At 69.7% G+C, this 20,982-nt stretch carries 17 protein-coding genes; 7 read left to right on the top strand and 10 right to left on the bottom strand.

Annotated features, from left to right (window positions below):
- Positions 1–61: 61 nt before the first annotated feature.
- Both ligD and AC4HOU_RS26185 read right to left on the bottom strand, forming a co-directional pair.
- A complete protein-coding gene (ligD, locus tag AC4HOU_RS26190) occupies positions 62–1,012 on the bottom strand; it encodes a non-homologous end-joining DNA ligase (protein WP_194989890.1) in 951 nt (316 codons plus the stop codon).
- A 54-nt stretch (positions 1,013–1,066) separates the two neighbouring features.
- The gene (locus AC4HOU_RS26185) at positions 1,067–3,190 is read right to left on the bottom strand and encodes a RecQ family ATP-dependent DNA helicase (RefSeq protein ID WP_490725488.1); all 2,124 of its coding nucleotides are present in this window, start codon (positions 3,188–3,190) and stop codon (positions 1,067–1,069) included.
- A 227-nt stretch (positions 3,191–3,417) separates the two neighbouring features.
- Between AC4HOU_RS26185 and AC4HOU_RS26180 the strand changes: the two genes are divergently transcribed.
- The 4 genes from AC4HOU_RS26180 to AC4HOU_RS26165 all read left to right on the top strand — a co-directional run bounded on the left by AC4HOU_RS26180 (position 3,418) and on the right by AC4HOU_RS26165 (position 7,065).
- Complete coding sequence (locus AC4HOU_RS26180; protein ID WP_163814116.1) at positions 3,418–3,891, top strand: hypothetical protein; 474 nt, start codon at positions 3,418–3,420, stop codon at positions 3,889–3,891.
- A 186-nt stretch (positions 3,892–4,077) separates the two neighbouring features.
- Positions 4,078–5,016, top strand: a complete 939-nt coding sequence (locus tag AC4HOU_RS26175; protein WP_490725487.1) for a D-isomer specific 2-hydroxyacid dehydrogenase family protein — start codon at positions 4,078–4,080, stop codon at positions 5,014–5,016.
- Between the two features lie 92 nt (positions 5,017–5,108).
- Complete coding sequence (locus AC4HOU_RS26170) at positions 5,109–5,882, top strand: MerR family transcriptional regulator (RefSeq protein WP_163814118.1); 774 nt, start codon at positions 5,109–5,111, stop codon at positions 5,880–5,882.
- A gap of 85 nt (positions 5,883–5,967) precedes the next feature.
- On the top strand, positions 5,968–7,065 hold the full coding sequence (locus AC4HOU_RS26165) for a methyltransferase (RefSeq protein ID WP_195021386.1): 1,098 nt from the start codon (positions 5,968–5,970) through the stop codon (positions 7,063–7,065).
- Between the two features lie 66 nt (positions 7,066–7,131).
- Here AC4HOU_RS26165 and AC4HOU_RS26160 read toward each other — a convergent pair whose 3' ends face one another.
- Genes AC4HOU_RS26160 through AC4HOU_RS26125 form a run of 8 tightly spaced genes read right to left on the bottom strand, consistent with a single transcriptional unit; the run spans position 7,132 to position 18,205 of the window.
- Positions 7,132–8,130, bottom strand: a complete 999-nt coding sequence (locus tag AC4HOU_RS26160) for a hypothetical protein (RefSeq protein WP_324197446.1) — start codon at positions 8,128–8,130, stop codon at positions 7,132–7,134.
- Positions 8,106–8,723, bottom strand: a complete 618-nt coding sequence (locus tag AC4HOU_RS26155; RefSeq protein WP_195021387.1) for a nitroreductase family protein — start codon at positions 8,721–8,723, stop codon at positions 8,106–8,108. Before AC4HOU_RS26155 ends, AC4HOU_RS26160 begins: the two co-directional genes overlap by 25 nt.
- A complete protein-coding gene (locus AC4HOU_RS26150; RefSeq protein ID WP_163814121.1) occupies positions 8,723–9,715 on the bottom strand; it encodes a ScbA/BarX family gamma-butyrolactone biosynthesis protein in 993 nt (330 codons plus the stop codon). Before AC4HOU_RS26150 ends, AC4HOU_RS26155 begins: the two co-directional genes overlap by 1 nt.
- On the bottom strand, positions 9,712–10,632 hold the full coding sequence (locus tag AC4HOU_RS26145; RefSeq protein ID WP_195021388.1) for a nucleoside-diphosphate kinase: 921 nt from the start codon (positions 10,630–10,632) through the stop codon (positions 9,712–9,714). The genes AC4HOU_RS26150 and AC4HOU_RS26145 overlap by 4 nt, the downstream gene beginning before the upstream one ends.
- Positions 10,629–11,714, bottom strand: coding sequence for an SDR family oxidoreductase (locus AC4HOU_RS26140; RefSeq protein ID WP_490725486.1), 1,086 nt, complete (start codon positions 11,712–11,714; stop codon positions 10,629–10,631). Before AC4HOU_RS26140 ends, AC4HOU_RS26145 begins: the two co-directional genes overlap by 4 nt.
- Positions 11,711–11,971, bottom strand: coding sequence for an acyl carrier protein (locus tag AC4HOU_RS26135; protein ID WP_194992316.1), 261 nt, complete (start codon positions 11,969–11,971; stop codon positions 11,711–11,713). Before AC4HOU_RS26135 ends, AC4HOU_RS26140 begins: the two co-directional genes overlap by 4 nt.
- Positions 11,968–15,477 carry an AMP-binding protein gene (locus AC4HOU_RS26130; RefSeq protein ID WP_490725485.1) on the bottom strand — a complete coding sequence of 1,170 codons (3,510 nt, stop codon included), beginning with the start codon at positions 15,475–15,477 and terminating at the stop codon, positions 11,968–11,970. Before AC4HOU_RS26130 ends, AC4HOU_RS26135 begins: the two co-directional genes overlap by 4 nt.
- Positions 15,470–18,205, bottom strand: coding sequence for a phosphoenolpyruvate synthase (locus AC4HOU_RS26125; protein ID WP_490725484.1), 2,736 nt, complete (start codon positions 18,203–18,205; stop codon positions 15,470–15,472). Before AC4HOU_RS26125 ends, AC4HOU_RS26130 begins: the two co-directional genes overlap by 8 nt.
- Before the next feature lie 252 nt (positions 18,206–18,457).
- Between AC4HOU_RS26125 and AC4HOU_RS26120 the strand changes: the two genes are divergently transcribed.
- The 3 genes from AC4HOU_RS26120 (at position 18,458) to AC4HOU_RS26110 (ending at position 20,968) form a co-directional block, all read left to right on the top strand.
- The gene (locus tag AC4HOU_RS26120) at positions 18,458–19,162 is read left to right on the top strand and encodes an ESX secretion-associated protein EspG (protein ID WP_490725483.1); all 705 of its coding nucleotides are present in this window, start codon (positions 18,458–18,460) and stop codon (positions 19,160–19,162) included.
- Positions 19,163–19,229: 67 nt separating this feature from the next.
- A complete protein-coding gene (locus tag AC4HOU_RS26115) occupies positions 19,230–19,604 on the top strand; it encodes a hypothetical protein (protein WP_163814128.1) in 375 nt (124 codons plus the stop codon).
- Positions 19,601–20,968: a hypothetical protein gene (locus AC4HOU_RS26110; RefSeq protein WP_490725482.1), complete on the top strand. Its 1,368-nt coding sequence runs from the start codon at positions 19,601–19,603 to the stop codon at positions 20,966–20,968. The genes AC4HOU_RS26115 and AC4HOU_RS26110 overlap by 4 nt, the downstream gene beginning before the upstream one ends.
- Positions 20,969–20,982: the final 14 nt, after the last annotated feature.

Below are 20,982 nucleotides of genomic sequence, written 5' to 3'. Positions count from 1 at the left end.
GAGGGCAGCGAGATGTGATTCGAAGAGCCTTCGCGGCCATGCGACAGAATGTCGGCCGCGGTCAGTCCTCGTCGTCCAGCTCGACCTTGTCCCGGTCGGCCCACTCGATCAGGCGATCGAGTTCGAAGACGGCGTCGTCGATGCCCGCGTGCAGGTCACCGAGCTTCTGAAAGCGGGCGGGCACTGTGGCGATGGTGAAGTCACGCGGGTCGATATCGGGGATCTCGTCCCATGCCACCGGGGTGGATACGGTGGCCTCGGGGACGCCCCGCACCGAGTAGGCGGCGGCGATGGTGTGGTCGCGGGCGTTCTGGTTGTAGTCGACGAACAGCATCCGCGGGTCGCGGTCCTTGCGCCACCAGGTGGTGGTGACGTCCTCCGGCGCGCGCCGCTCGACCTCGCGAGCGAAGGCCAGCGCGGCGCGACGCACATCCTTGAAGCCCCACTCCGGCGCGATCCGCACATACACGTGCAGCCCGTGCCCGCCGGAGGTCTTCGGCCAGCCCACCGCACCGATCTCGTCGAGCACTTCCTGCACCACCCCGGCCACCCGCTGCACACGCGTCCACGGACAGTCGGGCATCGGATCCAGGTCGATGCGCCATTCGTCGGGGCGCTCGGTATCGAAGCGGCGCGAGTTCCACGGATGGAACTCCACCGTCGACATCTGGACCGCCCAGATCACATCCGCCAACTGAGACACGCACAGTTCGTCGGCATGCCTGCCGTAGCGAGGGAAGAACACCCGCACCGTCGGCACCCAGTCCGGCGCGCCCGCGGGCAACCGCTTCTGGTGCACCTTGTCCCCGGCGAGCCCCTTCGGGAAGCGGTGCAGCATGCACGGCCGATCCCGCAGCGCGTTGACGATGCCGTCGCCGACGCTCAGGTAGTACTGCACCAGATCGAGCTTGGTGGCACCGGATTCAGGGAAGTAGACCCGATCCGGATTGGAGACACGAACCAGCCGGTCCCCGACCTCGAGCTCGATCGCCGACCCCTTGCCACTGGCCACGTCCCGACCATAACCCGCGCCGGGCAGATCCTCCGGCCGAACCACGCCGCCGGCTCAGGTCGGAGTGGCCAGCGCGAACGGCAGGACCGCCGGAGCGCCGGCCCTGCGGAGTTGATGCGTGGCGGCGGTGAAGGTCCAGCCCGTATCGGTGAGAGCGTCGACCAGCAGGATCGGCCCGTCCAGCGGGCCGAGATCGGGCAGTTCCCATAGGTCGTGCAGCGCGGCCACCCGGTGCGCGGAGTTCACCGCCGATACCGGCGGCCGGTCCGGGCGCACGCGCATCGTGCCGAGATCGCGGAGCTTGCCGATCTCGGCCAGCCGCGCGGCGACGCTCGCCGTCAGCACCGGATGCGTCGGAGATTCCAGGGCCAGCACCGCGGTAGGACGGGCCGCCCAATCCCAGTCGCGCAGCACCGCGATGCAGGCCTGGATCACCGCGTCGGGGACCGGCTGATCCGGGCCGTCGAGCAGGGACCGCAACCGCTGCCCCCAGCCGAGGGCACTGAGCCTGCCGAGCACCCGCCCGGTCTCCGCGCCCTCGGTGATCTTGCCCGACAACGGAATACCGAGCTTCGCCATTCCCGTCGGCCACATCTTGCGTGGCGCCAGGTCGATTCCGGGACGGTCCAGGCGGGCACGCGTGGCGGCTACCGCCTCGGCATCGAGCGCGGTGTCCGGCCGGACGCCGGTGCAGTTGTCACAGCGGCCGCAGTCGGCGCTGCCGGGGCCGGCCCCGTGCAGGCCCGGATCGTCGAGCTGGCCGCGCAGGAACACCATGCGGCAACCGGTGGTCGTCTGATAGTCGATCATGGCCTGCTGTTCTGCGGATCTGGCCGCCTCCAGCCGCTCGTAGCGCTCGCTGTCGTAGACCCAGTCCTGGCCGGTGGACAACCAGCCGCCGCGCACCCGGCGCACCGCGCCGTCGACGTCGAGCACCTTCAGCACCATTTCCAGGCGCGACCGGTTCAGCTCCACCAGCGGCTCCAACGCCGCCGTCGACTGTGGACGCTCGGTGTCCAGCGCCGCCAGCACCGAGCGCACGATGTGCTCACGCGGGAAGGCGACGGAGGCGAAATAGCTCCAGATGCGTGCGTCCTCCGGGCCGGGCAGCAGCACCACTTCGGCGCGTTCGGTTCCACGCCCGGCGCGACCGACCTGCTGGTAGTAGGAGATCGGCGAGGAGGGCGCACCGACGTGCACCACGAAGCCGAGATCCGGTTTGTCGAACCCCATGCCGAGCGCCGACGTGGCGATCAGTGCCTTGACCTCGTTGTTCAGCAGCGCGGCCTCGAGCATCTCGCGTTCGGCGGGATCGGTCTGGCCCGTGTAGGCGGCGACCGTGTGGCCGTGCGAGTTCAGGACGTCGGCCAGGTCCTGTGCCGCGGCCACGGTCAGGGTGTAGATGATGCCGGAGCCGGGCAGCTCACCCAGATGGCGGCTGAGCCATGCCGTGCGCTCGACGGCATCGTCGAATCGCACCACCGACAGGTGCAGCGATTCGCGGTCGAGGGTGCCGCGCAGCACCAGCGTGTCGGTGCCGATCTGGGTGGCGACGTCGGTGACCACGCGGTCGTTCGCGGTGGCGGTGGTGGCCAGCACCGGTACATCCGAACCGAGGTCGGCGATCAGGGTGCGGATGCGCCGGTAGTCCGGCCGGAAGTCGTGACCCCAGTCGGACACGCAATGCGCCTCGTCGATCACCACCAGGCCCGCGTCGGCTGCCAGCTTGGGAAGGACCTGGTCGCGGAAATCCGGGTTGTTCAGCCGCTCCGGGCTCACCAGCAGCACATCGACCTCACCGGCCGCGACCTTGACGTGGATGTCGTCCCATTCGGTGACGTTGCCGGAGTTGATGGTCGCGGCGATCACCCCGGCGCGTTCGGCGGCCGCCACCTGGTTGCGCATCAGCGCCAGCAGCGGCGACACGATCACCGTCGGCCCGCGCCCTTGCGCCCGGAGCAGTTTCGCCGCGATGAAGTACACCGCGGATTTTCCCCACCCGGTGCGCTGCACCACCAGGGCGCGACGCCGGTGCACCACCAGCGCCTCGATGGCGGTCCACTGGTCCTCGCGTAGCCGCGCCGCGCCCCCGGCCAGCTCCCGCAACAGGCTCTCGGCCCGCTCCCGCAGCCCGCCAACGTCGATACCCGCCGTTGTCGTCCCCTCAGCTGTGTCCATGGGGGCCATGGTGCCCTACACCACCGACACATCATCGATCCCCGCACCGAATCCGACGGTGACGACTGATTTCGCCGTGTTGTGGGTAACTCGTCGGGTACGGGCTACCTGTCCGACCCGTCACCGCCGGCCGCCGACGCTACTGTCGACCCACCCGCGTCCGGCCGCGAATCGCGGTGCGGCGGCAGTGGGGGGCGCCGGGCGCCATGACCTGGTAGGAGGACGTAATGCCGGACAGATTTCAGTCGCCCGCGGGGTGGTCGCCGCCCGGAGCGCAGTTCCAGAATCGTGGCGCGCTCGGCCGCACCCTGATCGGTACCGTCGTCGCGCTCGTGGTGACGCCGATCGGAATCGGGATCGCCGCGCATGGTTCGCTCGCCACCAGCCGGTGGTGGGATTCGGTGGACCGCTGGAGCGCACCCGGACAGTCGGTGCTCGGTGCGGTCCTGCTGCTGTTGGTGGCGGTGCTGGCCGCGTATTCGCCGGCCGCGACCATGATCGCGGGCCTGATCTGGGGGATCCTGCCCGGCATCATCCAGATCTTCTTCCCGGAGGACACCTTCCGCCTGATCGGCGACATTCCCGGTCTGGCCGCCGAGCTGCACGTCGCGCTACATGCCTGGCTGGTCAGCGGGATGGTGCTGATCGTCGGGACGCTGCTGTTCGGCGCGGGTGTCGTCGCGACGTTGAAGCGTCGCTGAGTGCACACCGCCCCACTGGGACCGGCCACCGAAACAGTCGCGTCCGCCCTTTACCCGATCTGGCGGGCCACTCCTGCTATCGGCCAGAGGTGATCGAGAACCAGCTCTCCCCGATCGGGCGGTACGTTCGGTGCGAGGAGGGCCGGGCCCGGGAAGGCCGGTGCGCTGAGTGAAGGAGGTCCGAGGATGAGCCGGACGAGGGTTGCGGTCGGTCCGGGGGAACAGCCGCTGCTCGAGCAGGCGGTGCGGGAGGCGGGTGCGGAGCCGGCCGGGCTCGACGAGGCGCGCGCGCTCATCTGGAATGGTCCGCCGGCGCAGTTCCCGGATCGGCTTCCGGAGGGCCTCGCGTGGGTGCAGTTGAATGCGGCCGGTGTCGAGGACTGGTTCGACGCCGGTGTGTTCGAACGCTTTCCCGGCGTCCGGTTCACTTCTGCCGCAGGCGCTTACGCCGCGAGCGTGGCCGAGCACACGCTGATGCTGCTGTTGGCGGGGGTGCGGTATCTGCCGGAACATGTGCGGGCCGAGAGCTGGCGGCAGCGCGAGTTCTTTCCGCATGTCGGGTCGTTGCGCGGGGCGACGGTCGCGATCGTGGGCGCGGGTGGGATCGGCCGGGCGCTGATACCGATGTTGACGCCGCTGGGGGCGCGGATCATCGCGGTCAATCGGTCGGGCCGGCCGGTGACCGGGCCCGGTATCCCGGAGGACATGGAAACGGTGCCCGCAGGCGAACTCGCCGGGGTCTGGTCGCGCACCGACCATGTGGTGATCGCGGCGCCGGCCACGGCCGAGACCAGGCATCTGGTGGGCGCGAAGGAGCTGGCGCAGCTGCGGCCTGCATCGTGGGTGATCAATGTGGCTCGCGGCAGGCTCGTCGACACCGACGCCCTGGTCGAGGCCCTGCGCACCGGCACGATCGGCGGCGCCGGGCTGGACGTGACCGATCCGGAACCGCTGCCCGATGGGCATCCGCTCTGGTCGCTACCCAATGCCATTGTCACACCGCATGATTCGAATCCGCCCCAGCTGCGCATGGCGGCATTCGCCGAGCACGTACGGGCCAACGTCATCCGTTTCGCCGATGGGCAGCCGTTGCTGGCACCGATCGAACCAGACCGTGGGTATTGAGGTGGGGCGGAAGCGGCGAGCGATAGACTCGGGCGGTCGACGGCCGGGCGCCCGCCGGTCCGGCGCAGGTGGGGACTCGAGGAGGTGCAGCGATGCCGAACTACCGGATCGATGACCTCGCACGTGCCGCCGGGACCACCAGTCGTAATGTCCGCGCCTATCAGGAGCGCGGGCTGCTGCCGCCACCGGTCGGTAAAGAGGGCCGCGCCAGCATCTACGACGACTCTCATCTGGAACGGTTGCGGCTGATCGACGCGCTGCTGCAGCGCGGTTTCACCACCGCGCACATCGCGGATTTCATCACCAGCTGGGAAACCGGCAAAGATCTGACCGAGGTGCTCGGCCTCCAGCACGCGGTGACGGCGACCTGGTCCAAGGAGGAGCCGTTCGAGGTTTCGCGGGAGCTGATCGAATCCATCCTCGGCGCCGACGCCGACGAGCTGGTCGGCCAACTGCGCGATCTCGGCCTGGTCCGTGTCGAGCACGACACGGTGGTCTTCACCGACAGCCAGCTGCTGAGCACCTTCGCCGAACTCGACGAGTACGGCTTCGACCTACGCGCCCTGATCAGCGTGCACGCCCAGCTCGCCGCGCACATCGACGACATCACCAAGATCATGATCACCGCCGCGAAGCAGCACATCGTCGATGAGCACGGCCCCGGCTGGTTGCCGGAAACCAGTGAAGAGATCGCCGAGACCACGGCCATGCTCAACAAGATGCGCGAACTCGGAGTGGCGTCGGTGCACAGCACGCTGGCCCGCTCGCTGGACACCAATCTGCGCCGCGAACTCGGTGAATACCTGGAAACCGCGGCCCAACGTGAACGCAATCGCGCCACCGCCACCGGCGAATCGACCCGCTAGCGACGGCAACGACACGCGATTCACGCCCGGGAGACGGTTCGGGCCGTAATCTGCTTGGCAAGCGTTGCCGACGAATGGAGTCGTCATGACCTCCGATCGAGCGAAGCTGCCGCCGCAGGGCCTGGTGCGGGTGGTGGAGCGGGTGCGCAATGTCATGGCGAGCGCGCACCGGCGGATGGTGCCGGGCCATATCGCGCTGCTGGAGATGGTCGCGGCCGGCTGGTTGACCCAGGCCATTCACGCCGCGGCGGCACTCGGGGTCGCCGACGCGCTGGCCGACGGGCCCCGCGACAGCGCGGATCTGGCGCAGGCGGTCGGCGCCGACGAGGACGCATTGCGCCGGTTGATGCGGCTGCTGATCAGCCATGGCATCTTCACCCGCCGCCGCGACGGCCGCTACGCGCTGACACCGATGGCGCAGGCGCTGCGCGCCGACGCCGACGTCTCGTTGCGCGACGCCACCCTGTTCTTCGGTTCGAAGATCCACCGGGACAATTGGACACAGCTGGTGCAGGTGGTGCGCACCGGCGACGCGGTGGGCAATACCGTCGACGGCGTCCCGCTGTTCGACTATCTGCGCACCGACCGCGAGTTCGGCGTGATGTTCGATCGCGCGATGTCGAGCATCGATACTCTCGGCCGGGAGCCGCTGCTGTCGGCCTACGATTTCGGCCGTTATCGCACGCTCGTGGATGTGGGCGGCGGGCAGGGCGCCTTGCTGGCCGAGATCTTGCAGCGGGCACCGCGGTCGCGCGGCATCCTGTTCGACCTGCCGGAGGTGGTGGGCGAGGCTCGTGAACGGCTGACCGAGCTGGGTGTGGCCGATCGCTGCGCGGTGGTGGCAGGCTCGTTCTTCGACACCGTGCCCGAGGGCGGCGATGCCTATCTGCTCAAACACGTCATCCACGATTGGCCGCACGATCACGTCACCCGGATTCTGCGCACCGTACGCAATGCCATGTCACCGCAGGCACGGCTGTTGCTGATCGAACTCGTCCTGCCCGACGACGATCGCCCGCATCCGGGCAAGTACATCGATCTGGAGATGCTGGTCAACACCGGCGGGCGGGAACGCACCGAGGCCGAATACCGTGCGCTGCTGGCCGAATGCGGCTTCACGCTCACCTCGGTGACACCGACCCTGTCCCCGGAGAATGTGCTCGAAGCCGTCCCGGCGGGCTGAGCGTGACCGGATGTCCAGGCCTCGCTGATCCCTGTGGACACCGCACCTTTCGACCTTCCAGCGCTCCTACCCCGCCACCGCCTGCACGATGAGCGCCAGGTACAGCGTGAGGATGAACAGCACCGCCGGAATCACCGGATATTCCTCGTCCGCGGAGCGCATGAACCGCAGCCCGCCGAGGAGCGGAATCACCAGCAATACCAGCGGAATCCAACCGAGCACCGCGCGGGCACCCTGGTGCTCCCAGGGCCGCACCAATGCCAGATCGGCCGCGACGGCCACCACCGCGCAGCCCAGCGCCGCGAACACCGACCCCGCCGTGCCGAGCGAGTTCGAGTAGTACATCTCCCCCGGCCGCGGGATCCGCGAGGTCTTGCGCGCGAATTCGAATTGCAGGAACGCCCCGGCGAAGATCACCGCGGCGGCAGCCGCCTGCCAGCCGGATGCGACGTCGCCGGTGTCGATGGCCGACACCACGACATAAGCGGTGACCAGCAACTGCACCGGATAGGTGACCACCAGATTCAGCAGGATATTGCGGCGAATCGGTTCGGAGATCCGCTCCAGTCCCCACAGCCCGAGCCCGTAGCCGAGCACCGCGGCGATGGCCACGGCCGAACCGATCGACAGCAGCAGACTCGCGGCGATCGCGCCGACCGCGATGACGGCCATCGCGGCCCGCAGATCCCACGCGGTGACCGCGCCCGTCACCAACGGCCGGTCCGGGTTGTGCACCCGGTCGTAGTCGAGATCCTTCTGCTCGTCGACCATCCGCAGATACAGCAGGACGACGGCCACCACGACAATGCGCAGTGCCGTCGCCCAGCTCGGCCGCCAGCTCGCCTCCGGATCGGTGACCAGCGCGGCGGTGCCTTCGAGCGCCAGCACCCACAGGATGCCGTAGAGCAGATAGTGCGGCTTGTACATCACCGCGGTGAAGCGGGCGATGCGCACGAACGAGGCGACGGGCCCCGCGCCGCCCGGTGCCCGGTCGGCCCGGCCGGAGACCTGTTCGCCGGTGCGCACGCTGCCGCCCTCGCTCACCGCGCACCCCAGCGGTCCCACATGGTCACCTCGGCCGCGGGGGCTCGGCTGGCCCGGCGCGCCTCGCCGGGTAGCAGATGGCCGACCGGCAGCAGCGCCACCTGCGTCACCTCCGCGAACGGGATGCCGAGCAGGTCGGCGATCTCGCGTTCATAAGCGAGATGCGCGGTGGTGAGGCAGGAACCCAGGCCTCGATCGTGCAGGGCCAGTTGAAGATTCCACACCGCCGGATAGATGGATCCGTAGAAGCTGGCCAGCAGCCGCGAGGACGCCTCCGACGGTGGGCGGCCCAGCGAGCACACCACCACCAGCGCGGGCACCTCGTGCAGATGCGCGGCCAGGTATTGCCCGGAGGCCAGGTCGCCCAGCTGATCCGGCCGCGGCGTGCGCGCGGAGAGATAGGCCGCGAAGCCCTTGCGGTAGTACTCGGCGATCTGCTGTTTGGTATCGGGGTCCTCGACGACGAGGAATCGCCACGGCTGCCGGTTGGTGCCGCTCGGCGCCTGCACCGCGATATCGAGGCATTCGAGTAGCTCGCGGCGTTCGACCGGACGGGTCAGGTCCAGCCTGCGCCGGAACGCCCTGGTGGTGGTGAGCAGTTCGGCGCCGCCCATCACCGGCCCGCCTCGTCGCCCGGTTCGGCGACGACGGTGTCGTCGATGAACTCGGCATCCACCCGGGCCGCGACGGCGCCGGCCTGATGGATCTCGCAGCGCACCACCGTGCGGTCACCGGTGCGCCCGATGATCTCGGCGCGGCATTCGGCGGGGCTGTCCAGCTCGACGAACCGGTCGAAGGTGCTCGAGACGCCGAGCAGCCGCGGTGCCTGCTCGAGCACCATGGCCAGCGCGGTCTGTCTGCACGCCTCGATCAGCAGGCTGCCGGGGACGTGGTCGAGCGGATGGTCGAACAGGAATGGATGCCCGATATCGGGCACCAGCGTCGCGATCGCGGTGCTGGCTTCGCGCCGGACGGGGCCGACCACCACGTTGCGCCAGTTCTCCCGGCCCACCGCCGCCGGTTCGGCGCGCTCGGTCAACGCGGAGGCGCCGACGAACGGGCCGAGGCCGAGGCTGTCGCGGAAGCCGCTGCGCATCCGCTCCCAGCGGCGGCCGGTGGTCCAGGAGAACGACCCGTCGACGGTCATCATGGGAACGCCGCCGCAGGAGATGTCGAGCACCATATCGACGCCGTGCATATCGGTGCCGTCATGGTGTTTGCGCGGCACCCGCACCGCCAGCACCAGATCCGCCGGCGCGAATCCGACGTCCCAGGCCGCGGTGTCCGAGCCGGCACCGTTGAAGGTGCGCACCAGGAATGCCCGGTCGGTGGGGACGGCGTAGAACTCGTGGGTCAACGCGATCGCGGCCTGCCTGGCAGCCTCCATCACCACCAGCGGATCGTGGCGCAGCGCCAGGGTGCCCGCGTGGTCGCCGTAGTAGGAGTGCATGCGTGGTAGTTGCGCGCCGGCGACGAACTGGTCCTCGCCGAGGCTGTCGAGGGAGGTGACGAACACCTCGGAAACCGCGCAGCGGTGCGCCAACTCGCGGGAGATGGTGCGGGTATGCGATGCGGTGTTGTCGGCATTCACTGTCTCGACGCTCACGGCCGGGCCTCCAACCAGTCGGATGCGGTCACCGGGCGCAACGTCTGCGGTTGCGTCCCCACCCGCATGGGCAGTACGTAGGACCCGAGCACGATCACCGACCACGGATCGAGCTCGACGCCCTGATCCCAGGCCGTGGTCAGCAGCCGTGCACAATCGGGATCGGATTCGGGATCGATGCCACCGGGCAGCCTGATTCCCGCGTCTTCGGCTTCGGCGATCAGGCGGTGGGCGGCTGCGGCCCGGTCGAAATCGCGGGCCGCGGTGCTCGCGTAGAGCTCGGCGGCCAGCTGCCCGGCGTCAGCGGATCGGTCGGCGCCCGCGGCGGCGCGGGTGATCAGCTCGGCGCGGCGCGGCTCATCGAACAGAATGGCCAGCTCGCGGAGCACGTCGGCGGGATCATCGGGCGAATGCACCAGATTCAGCAGGTAGCTGTGCTGCCCGAGCCGATGGCGCAGTTCGCCCTCGCGGCGTTTCCGGGGATCGGTGGGGCCCTTGGCCTCGGTCAGCCGGACCGGGACGGGCAGTTCGGCATCGGCTCCGGCCACCACGAGCACCAGCACATCGCAGATGCCGACCAGCAGATCGGCCAGGCGGCGGCGCTCGGTGGAGGCGATGTTCCACGAGTAGTACCACAGGGCGCGCGCCAGCAGCCGGTCACCGGTGACGCGGTCGGCATCCACCACCCGGAAACCGTTGTCCGCCAGCCACTCCAACGTCGGCTCGACCGCACGGCCCACGATGGCATCGGGTTTGAGCAGCAGCAGCGAATGTGCTCTGGCGAATGTCGCCGCGTCCACCCCGGCACGGTCGAGCTGATCGACGCTCTCCTGTACGTAGGTGTCACCCGCATAGGCGTGCACCTTCTCCGGCTGCGTGGTCAACGCGCCCAACAGCTCGCGCAGCGCGTGGCTCATCGGCGCACCCCGCCGACGCCCGCCAGGACGTCCTCGATCGAGGGCAGCGGCACACCGAGATACCCGGATTCCAGGCAGTAGTCGAGCAGTGTGCGCAAATAGTCCTTGCCGGTGGCCGGCGACGGCCTGCCGAGCAGCGCGTCGGCGTGCTCGGTGTCGAAGACCAGCCTGCGCCGGAAGTAGCTGGTGTAGAGCGAGCCGATGCGGCGGTAGTACTCGCGTTCGATAGGCGCGAGGTCCGATTCGGCGAAGCTGCTCTCCGGGACGAACGTCGCCACCTCGAAGGACGGATATTCGGCCAGCACGTCGGAGACCTCGCGCAATGACAGCGTGTCCCGGCCGAGCGCGTGCATGGTGCGTCCCGAGGCCGAATCGAAGTCGAGCACCGCCGCGGCCACCACATCGGCCACATGGTCGACCGGGGCCAACGACAGCGTCGCGTCGTAGCGGCCCGGCAGCGAGCGCAGCTTGCCCTCGACCATCAGTTTCACCACGGTGTAGAGGTTCTTGTACTCGCGGATGACGCCGGTGCCGCTCGCACCGGTGACGATGCCGGGCCGCACGATCGCCCAGCGCAGACCGCGCTCACCCGCGGCGTGGACCAGCTGTTCGGCCCGGAACTTGCTGGCCTCGTAGCCGTTGCCGAATTCGTGGCCGGTGTCGAGTTCGTCCTCTCGGACGGTGCCGCCGCGCATCCCGCACACGTACGCGGTGCTCACGTGCACCAGCGGCACCTGCCAGCGTTGCGCGAGGTCGATGGCGTTGGCGGTGCCCGCGATATTGAGCTGCTCGTAGTCGGTGTCGGAGGCGTCGAAGGCGGTGGTAGCCGCGCAGTGCACGATCACCCCGACCTGCTCGGCGAGACCGTCGGCGTCGCGATCGCTCAGCCCGAAACCCGACACCCGGATATCGCCGGTGACCGCGCTTCCCGGTTCCAGCAGAGTGCCGTCGTTGCGGGTGATCTCACCCTTGCTGTGCAGCACCGCGGCGACCGGGCGACCTGCCGCGGCCAGCCTGGCCACCACTTCGGCGCCGACCAGGCCGGTCGCGCCGGTGACGAGGGCGGTATCGCGATCGCTCATGACCGGCCGTCCAGACTGCCGGTGATCAGGGTGACGACCTCACCGACCCGGCGCACCCCGGCCAGCTCTTCCGGCTTGTATCTCGGCAGCTCGAAGGCGCGCTCGAGCACCACGGTCAGTTCCATCAGCCGCAGCGAATCGAACCCGAGGTCCTCCATGAGCCGCTGATCGTCGGCCATGGCCGCGTCCTGGTCCGGTGCCATGGCGCGGATGAGGGCGCGGACCCGGTCGGCGACGGCGGTGTCGATGGCGCTCATGAGGTCTCGCTTTCGCGTAGATGGGGTTGCCGGCCGCCGGTACTCAGGAGATCGCGGGCCTCGTCCAGCGGCAGGTCGGTGTCGAGATAGCCGGCGATGCGCAGCCAGTCGTAGCCGATGGCGAGGGTGCGCCGCCACTGTTCGCGCGAATCGAAGGAGGCCGGGAAGTCGGCACCACCGGCGACCGCGCGCACCAGGACCACGAAATCGTCGATCGCGGCGAACCCTGCCATCATGTCCGCGCCCGAGCCGATGGCCGTCGAGAAGCGCACCGCCTGCGCCGTTTCCAGCGCGTCGAGCAGTTCACCGCGGCGCCCGGCGTGCGGCGGCAGCAATCGGCGCACCGTCTCGACGGGCGCGACGTCGGCGGGCAGCGGATGAATCCCGAAGGCGGACAGCAGCACCCGCACCGCCATCGCGATCATCCGGTGCGCGGCGATATCGGCGACCGCGCCCTGCGCGTTCTTCACCGCGCCGGCCAGATCCTCGCGGGCGTTCTCCAGCACGATGTTCGACCACACCAGGTTCATCGCGCATTCGGTGAACCTGGGGGCGGGCAGCGGCGAGAGGGTGGCGATCGGATCGGTGCTCACCGCCCCCGTGACGCCGAGCGTCGGTGCCGCCCACGAGGGGACCGGCGTATAGGGCCGCAGCGGTTTGCACATGGCCAGCGCGGGTTCGATGGGCCGGTCACCGCGCCAGTGCAGGCCGACCAAGCCCAGCCGCAGGAACTCGGCGAGTTCGGCCCGCAGATCTGTGCTCGCGCGACCGAGCACCGCGGCCAGCGAATGCCGGAAGACCACCGAACGCCAGGCGCGGCCGCCGCGTTCGGACAGCACGTAGACGTCACGGTCTTCGCGGATGACGTGGATACGCTCGCCGATCTTCCAGGTGGTCACGCCGGGAACCCGGGCGAACAGGATCTGGTCCGCGTCGTCGGCGACACCGGTCACGCCGAGGTCGGCGGCCAACGCGAGCAGCTGCTCCCACCACAGGCGCTGTTCGAGGGCCCGCTCGGTGCCCGCACCCAGGATGCCTTGCGGACGAACGGAATCCGCTTCTCCAGCGCCACCAGCGCCGACTTGCTCGCCGGTGGCGCAGGCGATCGCCGCATGACCGCCGGTGAGCAGATCGTGGAATCGAGTGATCCGCTCGTCCGCGCCGATGCGCGTCAACTGCTGGGGCAGCCATTTGGTTTCGAGGTAGGTCTCGTTCACTCCGGCCGCCCAGGCCTTCATCGCCTGCCGCAGCCCGTCCTGCGCCCACTCGCGAGCTTCGGCGTCCGCGCCGAGGGTGCGCAGCGCCACCGCGTACCGCAGCGCCTGACGTGCGCGCGCGGCCCACCAGTCGGCCAGCGCGGCCGCGAACTCGCCGTGCGGCAGGGCGGCGCGCAGATCGTCGATCGCGGGTGTGCCCGAGCGCACCACGGTGGCGCGCAGGAACCGCTGGCAGCGATTGAGCAGGTCCTCGTCCAGGACCGTGGGATCGGCGGCCTGAGCGACCGTGTCCAGTTGCCTGCGCAACTGGGCTTCCGAACGCGTGCGCACTTCGACGCGGCGACCATCGATGAACAGCACCGTCGGCAGGGTCGGCAGCTCCTCGGCGCCGGGTGCGACGACCAGGAAGTCCACATCGGAGCCCTCGTTGCCGAAGCCCTCGGCCAGCGAGCCCTCGAACAGCACCGCCGAATCCGCCGGAATGGCCACCTGAGCGAGCGCGGCGTCGAGCAGTTCCCTGGTGCGGTCGGCGGACAGGGTCGGCGTCGGCGTGCCGGCATCGGCCGGTGCCGCGCCGGTGGCCGCGGAGGACGCGGTGCCGTCGGCCTCGTGCACCACGGCACCGTCCAGCGCACCGTCGGCGAACAACTGCCACATATACCTGCGGCGCGGCTTACCGCTGGAGGTGCGCCGGATCAGCCCACGCGGCCCGGTGACGATGGTGGCCGTCTGCGCGGGGCCGAGCTCACCGCGAATGATCTTGCGTGCCTCGGTGATCCACTCCCCCGGCGCCGACTCGGCGAACAGGGCGATGCCCTGCGCACCGGCCTCGGTGATCGCCACCGCGGCCAGTTTGCCCTTGGTGATGCCGGTTTCCTGGGCGACCCGCGATTCGATGTCCTCCATGAACACCGAACGACCACGCACCTTCAGGCTCGAACCCATCCGGCCGAGCACGAAAACCTCACCGCGGTGCAGGAAACCGGCGTCACCGGTGTAGAGCACGCCGTCCTCGATGCGGGTCGACGACCCCGGACTCGGCGGCCCTGAGTAGCCGAGGGCGACCGAATCGCCGACCACCACCATTTCGCCGAGGGTGCCGTCGGGCAGGTCGTTGCCCTCCTCGTCGACCACCCGCACCGTCGATTCAGGGGTGGAATAGCCGAGGCCGGTGATCCAACCAGCGCCGTCCACCCGGTGGTTGTCATCGAGGGGTTGTTCCTCGAGCACCGCGACCGGGGCGCCGAACCGCAGGGCGGCGTTGTCCAGCCGCAGTGCCGTCACCGGGCGGCCGCGCGCCGAGGACGTCACCATCAGCGTCGCCTCGGCCAGCCCGTAGGCGAGGGTGTAGGCGTTCATCGAAAATCCCTGGCGGCCAGCAAGTTCCGCGAACGATTGCAGATCGGCCACCTCGACCGGCTCAGAGCCGACGGCGAGGGTTCGCCATCCGGACAGGTCCAGCTCGGCGATGTCCTCGGGCCGCACCCGGTGCGCCACATAGCCGAGCGCGAACGACGGCGAGGGCGAATGCTGAGCCCTTGTCATCGCCCGCAGCCAGCGGACCGGGTCGCGCACGAACTGGTCCGGCCGCATCAGATACAGCTCACCCTGATTGGTGACGGTGGTCAGGAACGCGCCGACCAGCCCCATATCGTGATACAGCGGCAGCCACGACACCATCGCCTCACCCGGGCGCCAGTCGATCAGCCGCGAGATCATGTCGATGTTGTTGGCCAGGTTGTGCCAGCTCACCCGCACCCCGCGCGGCGTGCCGGTGGACCCGGAGGTGAACTGGAGCAGCGCGCACGGATCCGGCGCGCCGAAAACGCGCTCTGCCGGGGCCGGCGGCAAGGTCGCCGGGTCGACGACGACCGGCTCATCGGTACGCCCCGCCTCCACCATCGCGCGCCGGGCCAGCTGCTCGAACTCGACCGAGGTCACCACCACCCGCGGCTGCGCCTGCGCCAGGATCGCGGCCACATGACTGATGTACTGGTCGAGATCGCCGAACATCGGCGGCGCCACGGGCGTGAACACCCCGCCACAGGCCCACACCGCGTAGAACGCTGCCGTACAAGGAAACCCGGTCGGCATGACCACACAGGCGCCGTCGCCGCTGCCCATACCGTGCTCGCGCATCACCTGCGCGATCGACCAGGTGAGGTCGGCCAGTTCGGCGTAACTGCGGTAATCCCAGCCGTCGGCCTCGTCCGCGAAATGGATGCCGGTGGCGGCGTCCGGCTCGACGAGCCACTGCCGCACCGTCGCCACCTGATCGATCTCACTCATCGCCGGGCTCCGCTCCGGACAGCACCGTCACAGTCCCCGTGGTTCCGTCCACCCGTATCCGCATTCCCGTCCGTATCCGCTTGGTGATGTCCTTGACCTGCACAACCGTCGGCACGCCGAGTTCGCGCGCCACGATCGCGACGTGGGTGAGGGGGCTGCCCCGCTCGATCACCAACGCCGACGCGGACGGCAGCGCCGCCACCCATCCGGGGTCGGTGCGGTAGGCGATCAGGATGCCTCCGGCGACGTCACGGGGCTCGTCTACCACAACCGCGCCGCCCTCGACCACACCGGATGATGACGGCGTGCCTGCCAGGACGGTACCCGGGGTCGCGGGCGGGGTATCGGTGACGGGAACCCAGCCCTGGGAAGCCAGCTCCGGCCGGCCGAACGTGGCACCGACCGTGCTGAACCGCGCGGGCGCCACCAGCTCGGCATCCTTGGCGCGCTGGACCTTTCGCGCCGCCACCAGATCACGGTAGGTGCTGGTGTCAGCGTTCTCATAGCTACCGCGCAGCTCCTGCACGGTGAGGTAGAAGACATCGGAGAACTCGTCGATGACCCCGCGCGCCGCCAGATCCCGGCCCATCACCCGGATCATCCGCTTCACCATGCCGAACGCCCTGGTGCGGCAGAACCGCAACCGCTCACGGTGCGCCGCACACCGGGATACCTTGGCGCGCAGCCGTTCATAGATCCGGCGGCGCACACCGGTCAGATGCGCGTCGAGGTAGGCGTCGGCTTCGGCGGCCCGATCGGGCTGCTGCCCGGCCTGCCCCACCCGGCCGAGCGCGCTGCGCAGCATCACGAACAGGCTCGCCGGATCCTCGCGCAGATCCGGGGTCTCCAATTTCAGCTCGTCCAGGCTGCGGTAGCCATAGCGGTCGATATAGGCGTCGACCTCGGCACGGAATGCCGCATGGGTTTCGCTCGCGTGCAGCTGACGGTAGACCTGTTGCGGTTCGGTCGAATTGATGAGTGCGGTCAGTTCCGGGTCGGCGTGCACCGTCTCGGCCATCGCGGTCAGCGCACGGGCCGGTTCCGCCGATTCCACATCCGCGCCCGGCCCGACGACCGCGTACAGGAACCATTCCGGCGCCTTGGGCAGGAACAGCTTGGTGAGCAGGAACATCGCGCCGGTGCAGGTGAGCAGGATGGCGTCGAGCACCATCAGCGGCCCCCAGCGGCGCACCAGGTCGGCGTCGACCCTGCGGTATGCGGCGTAGGCCTGCTCTCCGGTGAGGGTGGTGTAGTCGAGTGCCTCGTATTCGTCGTAGACCCGGTAGAACTCGGTGAGGAACTGCTCGACCATCGCGTCGATGCCGAACAGCCTGCGGAGGTAGGTCACCGTGGTGACCGCGCGCGAGCGGATTCGTTCGGCCGTCGAGCCGAAGGTGTAGGGCCGCAAGGTTTTCGCGATCTCATCGGGCAGCGGTTCGTCCACCCCGAGCGCCGCCTCCAGCACCTTACGGTTGAGCGGATAGCCGGGGGCGATACCGACCATGCGATACCAGTGCAGCAGGTTGTAGTAGACCCGGCCGTGGAAATAGCCGAGCAGCACCGGCGTCCACGCGTCGGTCTGGCGCAGCTGCTCGGCGGGCACCTTCAGCGATTCGGCGTAACCGCGGTAGACGCGACCGTAGATATCGGCGGCGGTGGTGTAGGTCAGCGGCGAGGTGAGGCCGCTGAAGCTCTCGATGATGTTGGAGTTGTCCCAGATCCGGGTCTCGCCGTCGGGCACCGCCTCACCGGCGCCGCGGATCAGCGCGGCCTCGGCCACGGCCCGGTCCGCTGTCGAGGTCAGCGCCGTGGTGATGGGGCGGGCCTGGAGGAACCAGATACCGTCGTCGTCGATGGCCCATTCGATGTCCTGTGCGGCGCCCAGCTCGGCCTCGAGCTTGCGGCCCAGCTCCGCGAGGGCGGCGATCTCGGCCTGTGACAGCGCCAAGCGTTCGCGGCGCTCGGGATCGACCGCACGGGTCGTCGAGCCACCCGACTCGCCGGGCAGGACGGCGCGGTCCTTGTCACCGATGACGGTGTCCAGCACCGTGCCCGCACGGTCCACGACCACCGAATCGGCATCGACCGCGCCCGAAACCAGGCCCTCTCCCAGTCCGTAGACGGCGCTGATCACCAGCTCGTCGGGCGAGCCACTCGCCGGATTCGCGGTGAACATCACCCCGCTGACCCGGGCGGGCACCAGCCGCTGCAACACCACCGCGACGGCCGCGACCCTCGGCTGATCGTGGGCGAACGCGTAGTCGATCGATCGCTGCGAGAAGGCCGAGGCCCAGCAGGCGCGCACCTGGCGCCGCACCGCGTCCTCACCGTCGACATTGAGAAACGAATCGAATTGACCGGCATAGGAATGCGCAGGCCCGTCCTCGGCGGCGACCGAGGAACGTACCGCGACGGCCCCGCCGCCGAGTCGGCGATAACCCTCCCCGATCAGCTCGGCGACGTCTGCGGGCAGATCGCCGGATTCGATCGCCGACCGCAACGCCACGCCGGCAGCGGAGGCCGCCTCGGGCGTGTCGGCCGCGGCGAACGCCGCGATCTGCTCGTCCAGACCCGCACCTGCGGCGAACGCGTCGAAGACGTCGGTGCCGAGCACCGCCCACTCCGGTACCGCGAAACCGCTGTTGTGCAGGATGTGCAATCCGCGGGCCTTACCGCCTGCCGAGGCCGAGATGGCCTCCGAGTCGGTCCACGGTCCGAGCAGCTGCACGCTTCCTCCCATCGCTCCCGGTCGATACCGGGCAGCTCATATTCTCGGGCCCACCGTGAACACGAGGGGCCCGCGACCGAGTAAATCCGAGCATTGTCTGTATATCCGAGAATTGACCATGGTGTTAGCTCACAATCCTCGGGTCCCCGGCAGCACCACACCATTCGGTACGGCATCGGCGGCCGACACACCGGTGGCGACCACTAAGCTGTCGGGCAGCGTCGGTGGGTGCGGTGAGGATGTGATCGGGTCGTGAGTTGGACGTTCACCCCGGACGAGTTCGCCCATATCTGGCGCGAAACCGACCAGGACCGGCATCCATACCCCTTGCGCATCCTGGAAACCCCACGCACCGAACGCGAGGCCGACGCGCTGCGTGCCGAACTGACCACCCGGCTGCCGCTGGGCGCCGACCCCGATCTGTCGGCCTGCCTGCGCATACTCGCCGCCCCGCACACCAGGATCGTCGCCGTCGGCGGCGGCCACACCGCGGGCAGCGAGATCCGGCTGCTGGCCGCGGCCGTCTACGATCGCGGAGTGCTCGCCGTCCAGGAACCCGGACGCACGCCGGATTTCGGTGGGCAGGTCCGCGTCTCCATCGGCCACAGCGCCAAACTCGGCGCCCGCATCGCCGCGCTGCTCCCCAGGACACCCGCAGGGCGCGAACCGGCCCGTGCCGCCGCGATCGAGGCGATCCGCGATGACGAGGTGGTCGTCGCCACCGAACGTGCGGCACTACCGATCCGGCGCCTGCTGCTACGACCGCACACCGCCGAAGGCCATATCCGCATCGAGGCACGCCTGGACCGGCCGACACCGCCCGCGCCGGTGCACTACACCTGGATCGATGTCGAGGGCGACGGCCGCTATCTCATCAAAGCCGGTGACACCGTGCACATCGTGCCCGCGAGCAGCGAACAGTTGGCCGCGCAACTGCAAAAGCGGGTGCCTGCCTGATCCGTTCACCCACTGACCGGCGGCCTCGATTGCGGCTACGCTGAATCGGACCGAGGAGGGGACAGCGATGACGATCGAGAGCAGCCGAGCCGAAATCGCCCGGTTTCGGCAAGCGGCACACGCGGGCACTGTCAAGTTCGATCCGGCCGCGGCGCGGCGCTGCGCCGAACTCTACGACCACCAGGTCGATCGCCTCCTACACCTGCAACAGCGGCTGGAATCGGTAGCCGAACCGCACGGTTTCGGCGGGTTCATCTCGGCACAGCAGTTGCAGGCCGGATTCGGGCACAAGGCGCGCGACGCCGCCGCTCTGCTCGACCACTACATCGAAGCCGCCTACCGGATGAAAGAGGCGTTCCTGATCAGCGGCGGGCTCTACGAGGAAGCCGACGCCGCCAATGCCGCCGCCGTGCGGGCCGTCGCCGCGAGGCTGCCACGATGAGCGGCACCGACCCCGAGTACATCAGCGCGATGGAGCACTTCGAGTCCATGCGGCACGAAGAGATCTACGCGAAGACCCAGGAAATCGACGCGGCGGCGATCCTGCAGACCTCCGCCGCCTGGCTGGAAGCCGCGGCGGGCCTGTCCACCTCGTTCCCGCTCACCCGCGACAGCGTCGACCGGGTGATGGACGCGATGGAATGGGAGGGCGCAGCCGCCGAGGCCGCGCGTGCCGGCGCCCACAGCTTCGCCGCCTCGGTCGACGAACTCTGCGCGGTCCTCGGGCAGGTCGGCGCCCGGATCGGTGCGGTCGCCGCCGCGGCGGAAGCGGTGAAACTCGCGGTCGTGCCGCCCGGCGGATCGGGGCCCATCGGCGCCATCGCCCGGCTACTCGAAGCCGCGAACGTCATCGACGCGCAGATGGCGCAAGAGGCCTTGCGCCAGGAAGCCGTGCTGGCGATGAACATGATCTACAAACCGGCGTACCAGCTGGCAGGCACCGGTGTTCCGGCGTTGCCCGACCCGCCGGCGGCTCCGGGACAGCCGGCTCCACTGGCGCCGGCCCCGCAGCAACAGGTGCCCGGCGACCGGGATACGCCACCGAATGGTGCGGCGCCCTCGAATCCCCCACGGGCCCAGCAGGATCCGGACTCCACGACACCCGGCCCGCCGGACGCCGGAACTCCCCCACCGCAGTCTCGTGACGAGGACACACCACCCCCTGCCGAGAATCCGCAGGACGACACGCGGCCCGGGCCGCAGGCTTCCCCACCGCCCGTCCCGCCCGAACCTGCGCCCGTCCCGCCCGAACCTGCGCCCGTCCCGCCCGAACCTGCGCCGGTCCCGAACACGCCCGCCCCGGCACCACCGTCGTCCGATGCCCCGGCTCCGACCGAACCCCCGGCTCCGGCACCACCGTCCGCCGAGGCCCCGGCCCCGACCGAAACCCCGGCTCCGGCACCACCATCCGCCGAGGCCCCGGCCCCGACCGAAACCCCGACGCCCGCACCACCCTCGGACGACACCCCTACCCCGACCGAACCACCGGTCCCGGCCCCACCCTCAGCGGACGCCACACCGGCCCCTGCCGAACCGCCCGCCCCCGTTCCACCACCACCTTCCGCCCCGACCCCGGCCGAACCACCTGCGCCCCCACCGGCCGAGCCCGCACCACCCCCGGCGCCCCCGGCCCCGGTCGAGCCTCCCCCGCTACCGGAAGCACCACCCCCGCCCCCGATCCCGTCACCGGAAACCCCACCGCTCCCCCTGCCGGACCCGGGCGGCCAACCCGGCATCACCGGGCCGATACCCGAGGGCACACCGCCCGCCACCGATCAGCCGGGTGTCATTCCGCCGCAGGGGTAGCCGACACCATCGGA

The organism is Nocardia sp. JCM 38205, assembly GCF_058222935.1.
This window is presented reverse-complemented; position numbering and strand designations above follow the sequence as displayed.

Excerpts from the sequence above, each read along its gene's own strand:
- AC4HOU_RS26185 (WP_490725488.1), bottom strand. The coding sequence starts at position 3,190 with ATGGACACAGCTGAGGGGACGACAACGGCGGGTATCGACGTTGGCGGG.
- AC4HOU_RS26180 (WP_163814116.1), top strand. The coding sequence starts at position 3,418 with ATGCCGGACAGATTTCAGTCGCCCGCGGGGTGGTCGCCGCCCGGAGCG.
- AC4HOU_RS26175 (WP_490725487.1), top strand. The coding sequence starts at position 4,078 with ATGAGCCGGACGAGGGTTGCGGTCGGTCCGGGGGAACAGCCGCTGCTC.
- AC4HOU_RS26170 (WP_163814118.1), top strand. The coding sequence starts at position 5,109 with ATGCCGAACTACCGGATCGATGACCTCGCACGTGCCGCCGGGACCACC.
- AC4HOU_RS26165 (WP_195021386.1), top strand. The coding sequence starts at position 5,968 with ATGACCTCCGATCGAGCGAAGCTGCCGCCGCAGGGCCTGGTGCGGGTG.
- AC4HOU_RS26155 (WP_195021387.1), bottom strand. The coding sequence starts at position 8,723 with ATGGGCGGCGCCGAACTGCTCACCACCACCAGGGCGTTCCGGCGCAGG.
- AC4HOU_RS26145 (WP_195021388.1), bottom strand. The coding sequence starts at position 10,632 with ATGAGCCACGCGCTGCGCGAGCTGTTGGGCGCGTTGACCACGCAGCCG.
- AC4HOU_RS26140 (WP_490725486.1), bottom strand. The coding sequence starts at position 11,714 with ATGAGCGATCGCGATACCGCCCTCGTCACCGGCGCGACCGGCCTGGTC.
- AC4HOU_RS26135 (WP_194992316.1), bottom strand. The coding sequence starts at position 11,971 with ATGAGCGCCATCGACACCGCCGTCGCCGACCGGGTCCGCGCCCTCATC.
- AC4HOU_RS26130 (WP_490725485.1), bottom strand. The coding sequence starts at position 15,477 with ATGAGTGAGATCGATCAGGTGGCGACGGTGCGGCAGTGGCTCGTCGAG.
- AC4HOU_RS26115 (WP_163814128.1), top strand. The coding sequence starts at position 19,230 with ATGACGATCGAGAGCAGCCGAGCCGAAATCGCCCGGTTTCGGCAAGCG.
- AC4HOU_RS26110 (WP_490725482.1), top strand. The coding sequence starts at position 19,601 with ATGAGCGGCACCGACCCCGAGTACATCAGCGCGATGGAGCACTTCGAG.